Origin of the sequence: Pseudomonas sp. NFACC16-2, assembly GCF_900119205.1 — a bacterium.
Lineage (GTDB): Bacteria > Pseudomonadota > Gammaproteobacteria > Pseudomonadales > Pseudomonadaceae > Aquipseudomonas > Aquipseudomonas fluorescens_Q.
The window spans coordinates 199,656-213,744 of the sequence record NZ_FPIX01000001.1 but is presented as its reverse complement, the minus strand read 5'-3'; the positions used below and the strand labels follow the sequence as shown (position 1 = coordinate 213,744).

General features: G+C 60.4%; 15 protein-coding genes. 8 read left to right on the top strand and 7 right to left on the bottom strand.

All coding sequences use genetic code 11. The features are described 5' to 3' along the window. Window positions 1–23: 23 nt before the first annotated feature. From BT116_RS30955 to BT116_RS00810, 4 genes are all read right to left on the bottom strand, one after another. Window positions 24–194 carry a hypothetical protein gene (locus tag BT116_RS30955; RefSeq protein ID WP_170845906.1) on the bottom strand — a complete coding sequence of 57 codons (171 nt, stop codon included), beginning with the start codon at window positions 192–194 and terminating at the stop codon, window positions 24–26. Next, a complete protein-coding gene (locus BT116_RS00820) occupies window positions 191–991 on the bottom strand; it encodes an autoinducer binding domain-containing protein (RefSeq protein ID WP_072339179.1) in 801 nt (266 codons plus the stop codon). Before BT116_RS00820 ends, BT116_RS30955 begins: the two co-directional genes overlap by 4 nt. Before the next feature lie 80 nt (window positions 992–1,071). After that, window positions 1,072–1,656, bottom strand: a complete 585-nt coding sequence (locus tag BT116_RS00815) for an anthranilate synthase component II (protein WP_063321726.1) — start codon at window positions 1,654–1,656, stop codon at window positions 1,072–1,074. Further along, window positions 1,653–3,134, bottom strand: coding sequence for an anthranilate synthase component I family protein (locus BT116_RS00810; RefSeq protein WP_170845912.1), 1,482 nt, complete (start codon window positions 3,132–3,134; stop codon window positions 1,653–1,655). Before BT116_RS00810 ends, BT116_RS00815 begins: the two co-directional genes overlap by 4 nt. 644 nt (window positions 3,135–3,778) lie before the next feature. On the opposite strand from BT116_RS00810, the gene BT116_RS00805 reads away from it, so the two are divergent. From BT116_RS00805 to BT116_RS00775, 7 genes are all read left to right on the top strand, one after another. Then, the gene (locus BT116_RS00805) at window positions 3,779–5,131 is read left to right on the top strand and encodes a phenylacetate--CoA ligase family protein (protein ID WP_072339175.1); all 1,353 of its coding nucleotides are present in this window, start codon (window positions 3,779–3,781) and stop codon (window positions 5,129–5,131) included. Between the two features lie 8 nt (window positions 5,132–5,139). After that, window positions 5,140–5,685 (top strand): GNAT family N-acetyltransferase, encoded by a 546-nt coding sequence (locus BT116_RS00800; RefSeq protein WP_003200646.1) that lies wholly within the window; start codon window positions 5,140–5,142, stop codon window positions 5,683–5,685. A gap of 1 nt (window position 5,686) precedes the next feature. Continuing rightward, window positions 5,687–6,370 (top strand): iron-containing redox enzyme family protein, encoded by a 684-nt coding sequence (locus tag BT116_RS00795; protein ID WP_063321722.1) that lies wholly within the window; start codon window positions 5,687–5,689, stop codon window positions 6,368–6,370. Window positions 6,371–6,373: 3 nt separating this feature from the next. Continuing rightward, entirely contained in the window at window positions 6,374–6,985 is a 612-nt protein-coding gene (locus tag BT116_RS00790; protein WP_003200650.1) for a flavodoxin family protein, read from the top strand. A gap of 5 nt (window positions 6,986–6,990) precedes the next feature. Further along, the gene (locus BT116_RS00785) at window positions 6,991–7,896 is read left to right on the top strand and encodes a DMT family transporter (protein ID WP_072339173.1); all 906 of its coding nucleotides are present in this window, start codon (window positions 6,991–6,993) and stop codon (window positions 7,894–7,896) included. Continuing rightward, a complete protein-coding gene (locus BT116_RS00780; protein ID WP_072339171.1) occupies window positions 7,883–8,767 on the top strand; it encodes an alpha/beta fold hydrolase in 885 nt (294 codons plus the stop codon). Before BT116_RS00785 ends, BT116_RS00780 begins: the two co-directional genes overlap by 14 nt. 185 nt (window positions 8,768–8,952) lie before the next feature. After that, on the top strand, window positions 8,953–10,158 hold the full coding sequence (locus BT116_RS00775; RefSeq protein ID WP_170845913.1) for a DSD1 family PLP-dependent enzyme: 1,206 nt from the start codon (window positions 8,953–8,955) through the stop codon (window positions 10,156–10,158). A 44-nt stretch (window positions 10,159–10,202) separates the two neighbouring features. On the opposite strand, the gene BT116_RS00770 is transcribed toward BT116_RS00775, so the two are convergent. Together BT116_RS00770 and BT116_RS00765 are read right to left on the bottom strand one after the other, a co-directional pair. Further along, a complete protein-coding gene (locus tag BT116_RS00770; protein ID WP_072339167.1) occupies window positions 10,203–11,423 on the bottom strand; it encodes a multidrug effflux MFS transporter in 1,221 nt (406 codons plus the stop codon). Window positions 11,424–11,711: 288 nt separating this feature from the next. Beyond that, window positions 11,712–12,353: a LysE family translocator gene (locus tag BT116_RS00765; RefSeq protein ID WP_072339165.1), complete on the bottom strand. Its 642-nt coding sequence runs from the start codon at window positions 12,351–12,353 to the stop codon at window positions 11,712–11,714. A 210-nt stretch (window positions 12,354–12,563) separates the two neighbouring features. Between BT116_RS00765 and BT116_RS00760 the strand changes: the two genes are divergently transcribed. Continuing rightward, window positions 12,564–12,833: a YceK/YidQ family lipoprotein gene (locus BT116_RS00760; RefSeq protein ID WP_028236548.1), complete on the top strand. Its 270-nt coding sequence runs from the start codon at window positions 12,564–12,566 to the stop codon at window positions 12,831–12,833. A gap of 732 nt (window positions 12,834–13,565) precedes the next feature. Here BT116_RS00760 and BT116_RS00745 read toward each other — a convergent pair. Beyond that, entirely contained in the window at window positions 13,566–14,024 is a 459-nt protein-coding gene (locus BT116_RS00745) for a winged helix-turn-helix transcriptional regulator (protein ID WP_072339162.1), read from the bottom strand. Window positions 14,025–14,089: the final 65 nt, after the last annotated feature.

Sequence of the window (14,089 nt, the reverse complement as noted above, 5' to 3'; positions counted from 1 at the left end):
CAGGAAGCATCCTGCTCGTAGCTTCAACCCACGTAGGGATCGCTGTCCTTGTCTTCCGTGGAGACCACTCGCAGGGTAGCGCCGTTGCCGAGGCTGCCCTGACAGTCAACGTAGCCGTCGGTATCCAGGGTCTTTTTCAATTTCAGGGTTATTCCTGAGGGTGGACTGTCGTAGAAACTACTTTTTTTGCTCATTTCTGGCACCGGTAAGTCGGCGAGATAACGGTCGGCATGACCAACCCACAGGCCACCGCAGCACTGACGGCCTGTTGGCGGCTTACCGAGCCCAGCTTGCGTCGCGCATTGAGCAGGTGGAAGTCGATGGTGCGTTCGGAGCAGGTCAGGATGTGGCTGATTTCCCAGGTGGTCTTGCCTTCGCTGGCCCAGTACAGGCAGTCCATTTCCTTGGGCGTCAGGTCCTGGCGCGGTTGGGCAGGCCGTTGCAATTGATGTCGTATCCCGGCGAGCAGGTAGGGGATGAGCATGAACAGTTGGTAGACGGCAGGATTGGAAAACCCTTTCTGTTCAGTGATCTGTGTGTCGTCGAAGGCCACGCTCAAGGTTCCCCTGAGCATTTCGTAGCGCAGTGGGATGCTCACGCCGCTGCGCAGGCCGTGTAGTTCGCGTTGCTCCCAGAAATGCCGGGAACGTCCCCGGGCACGCCGTCGCTCGCTGTCCCAGAAAAGCGGCACCAGCTCGCGTCGACAGTGCCTGAGTATCGGGTCGATCTCGATCAACCCATCACAGCGGTAGTGTTCCAGCCAGCGTTTGGGAAAGGTAGTGATGAGGCCAGCGAGAGGGTCGGTATCCCTCGGCGTTGCCGGCCCGAGGCTGATGAGGTAGCTGCCGAAGCCGAGTTGGCGCAGCACTTTGTTCAGCAGGCGCTCCCAATCGCAACGGTTGGCATCCTTGGCGAGGCTTGTGAAGGCGGCCAGCGTAGCGGCACGCTCGGCCTGGGTCCGGCCGCAGGCGGGGGAGTGGTGTTTGTCCATAAACGGATCGCTCTCGTTGTAGCAGGAATGACTCAGTCGCAGTACGGGGAAGGAAGGGGCGCATGCCCCTTCCGGATGGATCACTTGTGCACGTGACACCGGATGAAGCTGCGGAACAGGTCCAGGCCGTTTTCGGTGAGGATGCTTTCAGGGTGGAACTGCACGCCTTCCACCGGCAGGTGGCGATGGCGCACGCCCATGACATAGCCGTCGTCCGTGGATCTGGACGTGATCTCCAGGCAGTCGGGTAACGGCTGCTCGCTGATCATCAACGAGTGGTAGCGGGTCGCCCGAATCGCCTGTGCCTGGGTGTGGTCATAGACGCCCTTGCCGTCGTTCTCGATCGTGCTCACCTTGCCGTGCATCACGTGTGGAGCCCGGCAAACCTGGGCACCGAAGGCCAGGCCGATGGCCTGGTGACCCAGGCACACACCCAGCAGCGGCAGGCGTCCCTGAAAGTGCCTGATCACTTCGATGTAGCCCACATCGGCCGGATGCCCAGGCCCAGGGCCCAGCACGCAGAAATCCGGTGAGAACGCTTCAATGCGCTGGATGAGGTCCGGTACGTCGTGACGCTCGACGTGGGTTTCCAGCCCCAATTGTTCCAGGTATTGGCTGATGATGAAGACGAAGCTGTCATAGGCGTCGATCAAGAATACTTTCACAGTGCGATCTCCTGGCCGGTCACTGCCCGATAGACGGAACCCATCTTGTACAGCGTCTCTTTCCACTCAAGCTCTGGCACCGAATCGGCCACCACTCCGGCGGATGCACGCAAGTGGTACGTACCCTCATCGAAGACCGTCGAGCGAATGCACAATGCGGTGTTGACGCTGCCATCGAAACCGACCAGGCCCAGGGCCCCGGCATAAATGCCCCGGCGGTTGCTTTCCATTCCCTCGATCAACTCCATCGCCCTGACCTTGGGCGCGCCGGACATGGTGCCCGCGGGGAACGAGGCCTTGATCACGTCGTAAGCATCCAGGCCCGGGCGCAGCAGGCCGCGAACGTTCGACACCATGTGGTAGAGGTGCGAGTACTCTTCCACCAGCATGAACTCATCGACCTCCAGCGAGCCGGCCTGGCACACGCGACCGATATCGTTGCGACACAGGTCGATGAGCATCAGGTGTTCGGCGCGCTCCTTCTCGGAGCGGGTCAGCTCCAGGACCAACTGAGTCGGATCGACGCCAGGCTTCTTGCCCACGGTGCCGGCGATCGGGCGCATCTCGATCAAGTCGTCCTTGATCCTGACGAACAGCTCGGGACTGGCGCCGATCAGGTCGATGCCGCCTACGTGGGCCAGGTACATGTAGGGGGAGGGGTTGCGCAGGCGCAGGTTCTGGTACACATCGAACGGCGAAACCTGCGAGCGGATGCGAATCTCATGACCGAGCTGGATCTGGTAGACGTCGCCGGCGCGGATGTGCTCCATCGCCACTTCGACACGCTCGACGAATTTCTCCGGGGTCACCGTGCGCTCTTCCTCGAAGCCCTCGGGGTACGGTAGCGGAGCCAGTGCCTCGGATGCCGGGGTTGTGTTCAGGAAGGGGTAGTCCTCCAACGTGCGGGGCGACCAGAGATCGTGGTTATTGATCAGGGTTTCGACGATGCCATTGCTGTGGAAATAAACCAGGGTCTGATAGACCGACAGGGCAATGAGCGGGTAGTCGTAGGTCTGTTTGGCCAGATCGGGAAGTCGCTCGATCAGGCGAACGCAGTCGTAGGAGAAATAGCCGAAGAAGGCCAGGCTGGAAGGGGCATTGGACGCCGGTTGGAACGTTGCCTGGATCGCCCGGAGCAGGTTCCACGCAGCCTCGCTGTCGGGTAGATGGATCTTGTGTTCCGGATCGACCTGCATGCCCGCTTGCCGCAGGCTGGCGGACAAATGCTCACACAGGGCGGCGCAGCCTCGCAGTTGGGCCTGGCCCTCATCGATACACACTTCGAAAAGCGGTTCGAGCCCGACGATCGTCGCCCGGCGATCACGGCTTGGGCCAGACAGTGATTCAAGAATGAAAACAGACTCGCGACCCAGTTGTTCCAGTGCATTTGCATATATGCCAAGTGCATCCGTAGGTCGACGTTCTTCACGGCGAAGAACATTCACGCCAATTAAATTTTTATTCACGGTTAATACCATATTCAAGGTGTAACGATTCAGGCGCTCGATTAAGAGAGCGCCACGGGAATATAAAGCGCGCAGGCACTTTAAATACGTGTTGACGGATATTCTGAATAGACGGGACGGACGCTGTTCATGTCGCGCGCACTAAAAAGCTTGCAATGGATTGCAGCCAATTGTTACGCAGGGCACAAGGTGCGAGCGCCTTCGATTTCAGAGGGAAAAGATCAGGACGTTGCTGGCAGGCAGCAGACAGGCTCCGGTCTTCGCTAGATTAGCGACGCCAGATATTGCTTTTGAAGATGGCCAGAATGGCCCGGGAACAGCTGTCGGGATAGCTGTGGGAGGAACTGATAGCAGAAAGGTGATAGTACATTTTAGACATCCCAGTCTTGGCTAAGCACTGCGGGAATAATTGGCAGTGCGGCGAAATTACCAGCGTGCCCTGGGGCTGTCAACTGCTGCGGGCATATTAATCTTTCATTCATTTCTGAATGTCGACGGGGCGAAGAGCTATCCCTGCGCGTATGTAAACGCGCGTGCTTTTAACAAGAAACTCGTGCGCGCACAACTGTGAGATAGCGCAGCTGGGTATTTATAAGTTCTGTTACTAACGTAGCGGCCGTTGAGTTCCAGTAACCCATCAAACCTGAGCGGCTGAAATGAAAGAGCATTTAGAGACATTCAAGAAGCGGTACGATCCGATTCATCATGCCTATTGGACCGACGTCCTCAGCGACACCGAGCTGGCGGCCTGGCACCAGGCACAGTTGCGGGAAGTGGTCGGCCACGTGAAGCGGTCCTCGCCGTTCTATTCCAGGCACCTTGCCCAGGTCGACGAGCGTTCGCTGACCTTGGATGACCTCGCCACCTTGCCATTCACGACCAAGGATGATCTGCGCGAAGCAGGCTTCGACATCTTGTCCGGCCCGCTGGAAGACAGCATCTTCTATTACGAGACCACGGGGACCACCGGGCCCGCCACGCCATGCCCGCGGGACCGCAAGGAGAGCTACGCGAGCAATCGCCAACTGGCCATGGCCTACCAGGCCGTGATCGAAAAGCACTTCCCGGGCGAAAAGACCGTGGTCGGCATCATGGGACCTACCGAGGTCCATTCCTTCGGTGACACCCTGGGCGATGTCTGCACCCAGCTCGACCTGTGCAATGCCAAGATCTGGCCGCACTCACCGGTGATCGGTTGGCCCAAGGCGCTGCAACTGCTCAAGGACCTGCGGATCGGCGTGCTCGCATCGGCGCCGGGGCTCTTGCTGGCCATGGCCAAGGAAGCCGAGCGCCAAGGCTTGAACCCACGCGAGGACTTCGCCCTGCGCGCGTTCATGATGAGCGGCGAGCTGTGCACCCCTGCGTTGAAGAACAACCTCTACAGCCTGTGGGGCGCGCAGGCCTACAACAGCCTGTATGGCTCCCAGGAAGCGATGATCATCGCGGCCTGCAACGCCAACGACCAGTTGGTGCCGCATCGCCTCAACTACATCATCGAGGTGCTCGATCCCAAGTCCGGGGAAAGCCTGGGCTGCACCGGCGACGGTGAGTTGTGCGTGACCATGCTGATTCCTGGCAGCAAGCCGTTGATTCGCTACCGCACGGGCGATCTGGTCTCGATCCAGTCGCGTCCCGGCTATCCGCAATCGATGCGCCAGACCGTCAAGGTCGTCGGTCGGGTGAAGGATGCCGTGCAACTGAACGATCGCGCCTTCTCGGCCGCACAGATCGAGCAGGCGCTGATTGAAGGCGTCGAACAATGCCTTGGTTACCAGATCATCCTCAGTCGCGCCAATGATCGCGACACCGTCATCGCCAAGTTGGAAATGTCGCGCTTCTTCGAAGGCGATCGTGGACGTCTGGTGCTGCTGATCAAGGAGCGCCTGCGCGAACGGCTGGGGGTCGATGCCACGGTCATGGTGGTGGGCGACCTGGCCGAGCATGTGAACCTTGGCAGTTGGTTCAGCTGGAAAGAAGCGCGCATCGTCGATCAGCGTCAAGGCCAGTGAGGTCAGCGATGAGCCTGTCTGTTCGCGTGATTGACAACGCCAATGAACTGTTCGAGTCCGTCAGGCAACTCAGGAGTCGCTACCTGGGGACCAACCCGGCACGGGAGGATGACTTCGAGCGACGGGAGCAGGTGCGCGACGCCTTGTCCTATCACCTGGTCTACCTGGACAAGGACGAAGTGGTCGGGACGTTGCGCGTCACGCCGCTGGGTCATGGCCTGAGCTTCGTCGAGCGAGCGGTCGACGTGCAGGCCTATTTCGAACAATCGACGGATGCCTTCGATGCCAATCGCCTGGTGCTGGACGAGCGATACCGCGGCGGTCGGCACCTGCGCATGTTTCTCCTGCAAGCGGCCATTTGGCTGAAAGCCAACACTCACCTGCGATTCATCTCGGCACTGTGCCGCGGCCAATTGGCTGCGCTCTATGTCGGTCTGGGCGGGCGCGTGCTGGTGGATGACGTTACCTGGACCGGGGAACAGGTCGAGCGGCGCTACAGCCTCGTGTACCTGGAACTCGAAAGTGTTTACCTCAATGTTAAAGGAGCCAATTGAAATGCAAGCATTCTTCAAGGAACTCGACGCTATCGTCGACGCGGGCTGGGCCCAGATCAAGCAGGGCGCCTACTGGAAATTCAGCCTGGACAACCCAACGCCGCCAGCCCTCTACCAACAGCTCATGCTGCAGGTCTACCACTACACCCGCTACAACTCGGTGAACCAGGCCGCCTGCGCCTTCAGTGCCGATCCAGAAGAAACGACGCTGTTGCGCTTCGTCTACAAGCACGCCTTGGAAGAGCTGGGCCACGAGCGCATGGTGCTGCGTGACCTGGAGTCGGTCGGGCTGTTGCCGCAAGCCATGCCGGCGCCCCTGGCGCCGACCCAGGCACTGATCGCCTTTCTCAACGATGTGGCCATCCGCAAGGGGCCGATCGCTCGCCTGGGCTACAGCTACTGGGCCGAGGACGTCTACGAGCACATCCAACCGATCCTGGAACGGTTCCGCGCCGACCTGGGCTTGAAGGATGAGCAGATGACTTTCTTCGTCGCCCACTCGACCATCGACGAGAAGCACGCCGAGGAAGTGCGTATGGCGATGCAGCGTGCGGTGAAGACCGAAGCAGATCGTCGTCAGATCAAGGAAGTGGCACGCGTCACGCTCTGGCTGACCGGGCAGTTGATGGAAGAGGCTTTGCGCGCCTACCTGGCTGGCGAAGAAGGGTTGCGGGAGGCGTCCTGAATCATGAATCTGACCATCATTGTCGGGTCAAGCCGACCTTGTGGTGTCAGTGCACGGGTGGTGGCGCTGGTGCGCCGCCACCTGGGCGAGGAGGTCGCGGTCGATGACATCTGGCTCAAGGATTACCGGATCGACTACTGCGACGCCGACAACGCCTGTTCCGACCAGGACTGCCAAGTGCAGGACGACGTCGGGCAGTTGGTGGCGCGGCTGGACCGCGCCGATGCGGTGCTCTATCTCCCCGTCATGCATGCCTACGGCACCAACAGTCGCTTCCAGGCGTTTCTGGAGCGAGTCGGCTATGGCTTCCTGCGGCCTCGGGAGCGTCCGCTGCGCGACAAACTCGCGGCAATTGCGGTCGTCGGCCGACGCTATGGACACACGGCGGTTTTCTCCCAGGTCGCGCTGAACGTGCTGCTCAACAAAATGATTTTGGTCGGCTCGGGATTTCCGCCGTGCTTCCAGACCCAACTGGCCCACGATCCTGAAGCGGAACAGGCTCTGCGCGAGACATTGGACCGGCTTTGCGAGCATCACTGTCGACTTAACCCCCCAGCCCTTGCGACAGGCAAGCCGGAAAGAATCCTGCGGCCCATTCAATTTCAGAAGGGATAACTGTCATGCCATTGAAAGACTCATTGCTCGCGTTATTGGTCGCGTTTCTCTGGGGCGCGCAGGTCACTGCAGTGAAAATCGGCGGCGCCGAGTTGCCGCCTATCCTCATGGTCGCCATGCGCTACGCGATCATGGCGCTGTTTCTCCTGCCGCTGCTCAAGCGCGTCAAACGTGAACAGTTTGCGTCCGTGGCCCTGATCGCCACGATCACCGGGACCTTGCATTTCGGTTTGCTGTATTGCGGTATCGCTCGGGTAGACGCCTCTACCTCGGCGATCATTTATCAATTGGCGGCACCGTTTACCCTCGTCCTGGCATTCGCGTTATTGGGGGAAGTCCTGAAACTGCGGCTCCTGGCGGGCATCCTGCTGGCGTTCGCCGGTGTCCTGGTGCTACTGGCTACGCCATCGGCGGGCGGGACGTTCATCGGCATGTTGCTGGTGGCGCTGGCGGCCTTGGCATTCGCAGCCGGGTCAGTGTTGACCAAGCGTCTCGGACCGCTGGATCCGCTGGCCTTGAGTGCCTGGACGGCGGTCATCGCCGCACCGCAACTGTTGCTGTGGTCGTTCGTCCAGGAAGGCGAGCAATGGACACGCGTCTACACGGCCAGCGCCCAGGCATGGTGGGCGGTGCTCTACACCGCACTCAGTGGTGGCCTGCTGGGGTTCGGTCTGTGGTTCTGGTTACTCGGTCGCAACTCGATGCAGCAACTGAGTCCGTACCTGCTTCTGGTGCCGGTGTTCGCGATCGCTGTCAGCCAGGTCATGCTCGCCGAAGGTTTCAGTCAGCGCCTGGTGATCGGCGCCGTGTTGACGCTGTCAGGCGTGGCGCTATGCCAACTGCGCCTGCCGGCAAGATTCTTCCTCAAGGCCGGTAGCAAAGGGCAAGGAGTGGCGGATGAACCGCGTTGATCGATTGCTGCTCGGCACTTTGCGCCTGGTCCACCGCTGGCAGTTCGGTTTGAAACTGCGCTGGCACACCGGTAAACATGGACGCCTGGCCTATCTGCAAAGCCCTGCGCGGCAACAGCGGACGACGCTGGTCATGCTCCATGGCTTGGGCGCCAGCAAGGATCAGTGGGGCCCTGCGATGCTGGGCATGGCGCGCCATCACCACTGCGTTTTCGTCGACTTGCCGGGGCATGGCCAATCCGTGTACGAGGCGGGTGCCGGCTTTGGTCCCCTGGCAATGCTGGCGGAACTCGAAGGCCTGCTGGATACACTCGTCGAGGGCCCCTTCGTGCTGGTCGGCAGCTCTTTGGGTGGGTGCGTGGCCGGCCTGTATGCCGCCAAACACCCGCAGCGTGTCAGTCACTTGGTCTTGTTGGCGCCTGCCGGTCTGGGCGAGCAAGCGCTAGGCCCCACGTTGAAAGCCAGCCTGCAAGGGGCGGGCACGGTGTTTGGCTATCGTACGGTCGAAGAGATGAAGCGCTTCTGGAGCCTGGTGTTCCAGGCGCCGCCCGAGGTAGGAGGGCGCTTGGCCCAGGCCATGGCGGCCAGCGGCAAGTCGAGGTTTGCCGCGGTGCAGCGGGTCGTCGAGGATTTCCGTCGCGAAGGCCTGGACGTGCTGCTCGAACGGTTGCCACAGATCGCTGCCAAGACGCTGGTGATATGGGGCCGGCATGACCAGGTATTCCTGCCGGCGACCCTGGACAACCTGCTCCAGCAACTGCCCGATGCACGCGGCGAGTTCATCGAGGACTGTGGGCATGTGCCCTATCTTGAACGGGGCGCCGTTGTGGTGGCGGCCATCAGGGGGTTCATTGCAACGTCCAGGGTCTAGCCGGATTCGATCAAAGCCTGGCCGCCAAAGTCCCCTTTCTGACCTCCCATAGCCTCAACAGCCGGGTAGCGCTGCCGTAACGTGCACCTGACTGCGCACGCAGAGGGAGCGTCCTGATGAATCGTAGAACCTTTATGCTCGGCACCGCCGGAGTGGGTGCATTGATGGTCGGGGCGGGGGCGCTGTTGCGTCCGAGCGATCGGGGCAGCCCCTACAACGAGTACTTCCGCGCGTTGAACCAGGAGCTCAAGCGCCATGGGCCGATGCGCCCCGTGATGCTGATTGACCTGGACCTGCTCGATCACAATATCGATGTGGTCACGCAATCCGTTACACGCGCCGGTAAACATTTGCGTCTGGTGGAGAAATCCCTGCCATCACCGGGTCTGTTGTCATACATCGCCAAACGTACCGATACCCGGCGGCTGATGTCGTTTCATCAGCCGTTTCTCAATCACGATGCCGTGACCTTTCCCGAGGCTGACATCTTGCTCGGCAAGCCTTTACCGGTACGCTCGGCCGAGGTGTTTTACCAAACCCACAAGGGCGCCTTCGACCCTTCCAGGCAACTGCAATGGTTGCTCGATACCCCCCGGCGGCTGATGGATTACCTGGCATTGGCGCAAGGCCTGGGCATCCGGATGCGGGTCAATATCGAGCTGGATGTCGGCCTGCACCGTGGCGGAGTCGCTGACCACGCGGTGCTCGGCGAGATGCTGACGCTGATCAGTGCCCATCCGCAGCAGCTCGAATTTTCAGGCTTCATGGGGTATGACCCGTTTGTCGGCATGGGCGTGCCCAGGGTCCTCGGTTCGTCCCAGGCGTTGTTCGACAAAGTGATGGTCATTTACAACGGCCATGTGAATTACCTGCGTGAACACTTCCCTGCACTTTGGCACGAAGGGCTCACGCTCAATACGGCCGGTAGCCCCAGCTACGGTATACATGAGCAGGAACGCTTGAGCAGCGAGGTTTCGGTGGGAACGGCGTTTCTCAAGCCGACCCATTACGACCTGCCATCGCTGGTCAAGCATGTGCCGGCGGCCTTTATCGCAACGCCGGTGCTAAAGAGCACTGGCCCCGTCAATTTCCCAGCCCTGGATGACAAGTCGCGATTGTTCTCCTGGTGGGACCCTAACCAGCGCGCAACATTCTTCCTCTACGGCGGTAACTGGATGGCCGAGTTGGAGTCTCCCAAGGGGCTGCAAAGCAATGAGCTCTATGGTCGCAGCTCCAATCAGGAAATGGTCAACGGCTCCCTGGCCGTAGGGTTGAACGTGGAGGACCAGGTGTTTTTACGGCCGACCCAGACTGAATCCGTGCTGCTGCAATTTGGTGATTTGCTGGCCGTGCGCGGTGGGAAGATTGTTGAAACCTGGCCGGTGTACTGATTGGCGCAGGGAGGCGAGCTTTTGGCTTGGCCGAGAAAGCGTCCTCAAAGACGCCCCCGCAACAGAAACAGCACCAGCGCCACCAGGCAGGCCATCGTCTGAATCCCACCCAGCGTCGTGACCGGCGCGAAGCTCAAGACCGAGGCCAGCCAGGTGCTCAGGGCAGCCGCACCCATGGAGAGAAAACCCAGCAATGCGGAGGCCATCCCGGCTTCCTTGCCGAAAGGCCCCATGGTGATTGCCGTGCCCAGCGGATTGGCCAGGCCCATGCCCCACAGGAAGATGATCATCGAGAGGGCATACCACCCAAGACCAGGCGCGGCTGGGCCGACGAGCAGCAGGCCGCCGCCGGCCATGGCGCAGGCAATGCCCACGAGTGTGGCGATTCGGGCGCCATGACGATGCGCCAGGCGCGGGGCCGCCATGCCGGCTGCGAACACGACGAATACCGTAGCGGCGAAATACAGGCCGGTTTGCAACGAGGTCAGGCCGATACCTTGCATCAGGATGGCGGGCGCCGCCGCGAAGGAGGCGAACAGGCCGCTCATCAGCAGGCTCATTGAAAGGGCAGGGAGGATGAAGCGCTTGTCCAGCGCCAATCTGCCATAGGCGAGCACCACGCTCTTGGCCGAGTGCGGCGCCCGGCGATCGGCGGGATGGGTCTCTCCGAGGTCGCGTACGTAGAAAAACGCCAGTACCACGGCGGCCAGTCCCACCAGGATGAAGATGGCTCGCCAGCCGAGCGTGACGGACAGGACGCTGCCGGCCAGCGGCGAAAAGCCCGGCGCCGCGGCAGTGGCGATCATCGTCAGCGACAAGGCGCGGGCCAGCGTCTCGCCTTCGAACAGATCCCGTGCGATGGCGCGCGACAGCACCGAGGCTGCGCACACGCCCAACGCCTGGACGACGCGTCCGGCGATCAGCACATCAAGGGTGGTGGCAAGGCCGGCGATGACGGTGCCGACCACGAACACTGAGAGGCCGCCGAGCACCAGTTTCTGGCGCCCGTAGCGGTCGGCCAGTGGCCCGACCACCAACTGGCCCAAGGCGAACGTGATGAAGAAGCTGGACAGCGTCAGGCCGAGCTCGCGAGCGGTCACGCCCAGGTCTTTGCCGATCTCCGCGAACGCCGGGAGAATGATGTTGGTAGACAGCATGCTGATCGCCGCCAGGCCTGCAAGCAGCGCCACGACTTTGCCGGTCAATGGTTGTGTGGAGGCGTGCGGTTGCGTAGCGGTAATCGCCAATGAAGTTCTGGCTTCCATACATCCTCTCCTAGGCTTGGTTGGCGGGCAAAGGCATTGATGTCAAACGCCAAGATTGTGGTTCGCGAGCTCGGTGCAGTAATGGAGATTTACACATGACGCTCATAATATTTTCATGAATATGATGATCGTAATCTCTTGCGTCAAGTTAAATATCTGGAGTGCGCAGGCAGGATTTCACTGTTGCCTATAAGTAGGAACGAGGGAGAGCGGATGGGGAGGATGTGAGGTCGACGCTTTTCAAGCGTCGTGACCTCGGTATCAGGTAGGTCCGGATCGAAAGATGTCTCAAACGGCCGGCCGACGCATCGCCAGAATGGCCGCACCGAAGCCGATGAACGTCGAGCCGACGAGCCTGCTGATCCACACGGAAAACGCTGGCCGTTTCAGTACGCCTTTGGCCTGGGCCGCAATGGCGGCATACAGGCTCAAGGAAATCAGTGACAAGCCGGCGAATATCGAGGTAAGGAGCAGAAACTGCGGCAGCAGTGGGGCGCTCTGGTCGATGAATTGCGGGAACAGGGCGGTGAAGAACATCGTCGCCTTGGGGTTGGTGATGGCTGTCAGAAAGGCCGACTTGTATAGCTTTGAACGCGATGGCTTGCTGGTTTTGCCATCGGCTTGCACATCCTGCGCGAGTATCGGGCTCTTTTTGAACAACTGCCTGGCGCCCAGGTAGAACAGATAACCCGCCCCTAGGACTTTCACGGCGTTGAACAACCATTCGGAGCTGGCGAGCAACGCGCCGAGCCCCAGCATCGCGGCGGCCGACAAGCAGAACAGCCCGCTGGCGTTGCCCACCGACGACCACACCGCGTAACGCGGCCCGTAGGCCAGGCTGTTATTGATCGCCATCAAGGTGGCCGGTCCAGGACTGGCGATGGCGATGGCCGCGACCAGGGTAAAGGCGAGAATTGAGTGCAGTTCCATTGTTCACATTCGCGACTGGTTGAGAGGGATGCATCCTACAGGAGAACCTGGGGTTGCCTGAATACAGCCGCCATAACGTTTCTATCGGTGCAGCCGCCCTCGGGGTGTCCATCGAGTGGTTCGCGACCCTGCTGGGGCCTTGCCTTGGGCACTGAGCCGTTGGGGCGGCTTTAATGCTACAGTCCGGCCTTTCCTGGGGAGGGGCGCGTCATGCGGATCGTATTAATGGCTTTGACCATGGCGCTGCTGGGTGGATGTGCCACGGCCAACGAAACCTTTGGCATGGGACAGCTCTGCGGCCGCCATCCTTACTGCGGTGCGGCGACCGACATCGAGATCATCAAGGCCTCGACGAATGACAACGACGTGTATTCACGCGCGCTGGCACCGTTTGCAGTCGTCGACCTTCCGTTTAGCATCGTCGCCGATACGCTGATCCTGCCTTATACGATTTTTCATATGAGGCCTGCCGAGGAGTAGGGAGTGTGCCTCGACCGGTTGAATGCGCCTGGCCCGCTGAATGATGCCGTCGCCGGTAGTTGCCGCCGGTCCTTTATTCAGGGGGTGGTCACCAACATTGGCAACCCCAAGTCCATGGGGTGGTGGTTTGATTTTTTCTCTGGGGGGTTCGCCAGCTGGTTTAGCGAGTAGCCGTTGCTGGAGCAAGCCTTCGTCGTTATACACCAGGTTGGTCTTCCGCTGACCGACCTGGCGCTGGACGAAGTGACTGTACCGCACTAGCGGTTGATCGTTCCCACGCTCCTGCGTGGGAATGTCGCCAGGGACGCTCCGCGTTCCGCTTCTGGATGTGACGCAGAGCGTCACCGGATGCATTCCCACGCAGAGCGTGGGAACGATCAATTGATTGACTGTGTGGTGGTTTGATCTTGTCTCTGGGGGGGGGGGCGCCAGCTGGTTTAGCGAGTAGCCGTTGCTGGAGCAAGCCTTCGTCGTTATACACCAGGTTGGTCTTCCGCTGACCGACCTGGCGCTGGACGAAGTGACTGTACCGCACTAGCGGTTGATCGTTCCCACGCTCCTGCGTGGGAATGTCGCCAGGGACGCTCCGCGTTCCGCTTCTGGATGTGACGCAGAGCGTCACCGGATGCATTCCTACGTCTTGCTGCGCCGAAGGTTCGCGCATTTGTCGATTTCATGTGCGCCAGGTACGCGGACATGTCTCTGTTACTGAATGGATAGGGACGATCAATATCACGTCGGGTTGTCGGCAATGAGCCTCACCCTGTGGCAATCGGCCGGTTCGAGTTTCTGACCGTTTGAGGAACGAACATCCATCGGCATGAGCGCCTGCCCGGACGTATTGTCCAACAGTACGGAACGCGTTTCTCCTGGCTCGAACAGGAAGCGTTCGCCCCATTGTCGCAGGCTGACCACGACCGGAAAGATTTCCCGGCCTTTGTCCGTCAGGACGTACTCCTTGTAGGCGCTTCCATCGGATGCGGGTCGAATGTCGAACACACCGGCCTCGACCAACGCTTTGAGTCGCGAAGCCAGAATGTTCTTGGCCACGCCCAGGCTCTTCTGAAATTCGCTGAAGCGGCGAATGTCGTCGAATGCGTCACGAATGATCATGAGCGACCAGCGATCGCCAATCACATCCAGTGTCCTGGCTACCGGGCATTCGCTGTTTTGCGGTGAAGCGTTTTCCATTTTATTGACCTTCTGAAAAAAGGATCGCAAGTCTGGTCGATGTCTGTGGTTGCAAAATGAAACCT

Bases quoted from the DNA above. Each gene is read 5' to 3' on its own strand.
- BT116_RS00800 (WP_003200646.1), top strand. From the start codon at position 5,140: ATGAGCCTGTCTGTTCGCGTGATTGACAACGCCAATGAACTGTTCGAG.
- BT116_RS00770 (WP_072339167.1), bottom strand. From the start codon at position 11,423: ATGGAAGCCAGAACTTCATTGGCGATTACCGCTACGCAACCGCACGCC.
- BT116_RS00810 (WP_170845912.1), bottom strand. From the start codon at position 3,134: ATGGTATTAACCGTGAATAAAAATTTAATTGGCGTGAATGTTCTTCGC.
- BT116_RS00760 (WP_028236548.1), top strand. From the start codon at position 12,564: ATGCGGATCGTATTAATGGCTTTGACCATGGCGCTGCTGGGTGGATGT.
- BT116_RS00805 (WP_072339175.1), top strand. From the start codon at position 3,779: ATGAAAGAGCATTTAGAGACATTCAAGAAGCGGTACGATCCGATTCAT.
- BT116_RS00785 (WP_072339173.1), top strand. From the start codon at position 6,991: ATGCCATTGAAAGACTCATTGCTCGCGTTATTGGTCGCGTTTCTCTGG.
- BT116_RS00820 (WP_072339179.1), bottom strand. From the start codon at position 991: ATGGACAAACACCACTCCCCCGCCTGCGGCCGGACCCAGGCCGAGCGT.
- BT116_RS00795 (WP_063321722.1), top strand. From the start codon at position 5,687: ATGCAAGCATTCTTCAAGGAACTCGACGCTATCGTCGACGCGGGCTGG.
- BT116_RS30955 (WP_170845906.1), bottom strand. From the start codon at position 194: ATGAGCAAAAAAAGTAGTTTCTACGACAGTCCACCCTCAGGAATAACC.
- BT116_RS00790 (WP_003200650.1), top strand. From the start codon at position 6,374: ATGAATCTGACCATCATTGTCGGGTCAAGCCGACCTTGTGGTGTCAGT.
- BT116_RS00765 (WP_072339165.1), bottom strand. From the start codon at position 12,353: ATGGAACTGCACTCAATTCTCGCCTTTACCCTGGTCGCGGCCATCGCC.
- BT116_RS00780 (WP_072339171.1), top strand. From the start codon at position 7,883: ATGAACCGCGTTGATCGATTGCTGCTCGGCACTTTGCGCCTGGTCCAC.
- BT116_RS00745 (WP_072339162.1), bottom strand. From the start codon at position 14,024: ATGGAAAACGCTTCACCGCAAAACAGCGAATGCCCGGTAGCCAGGACA.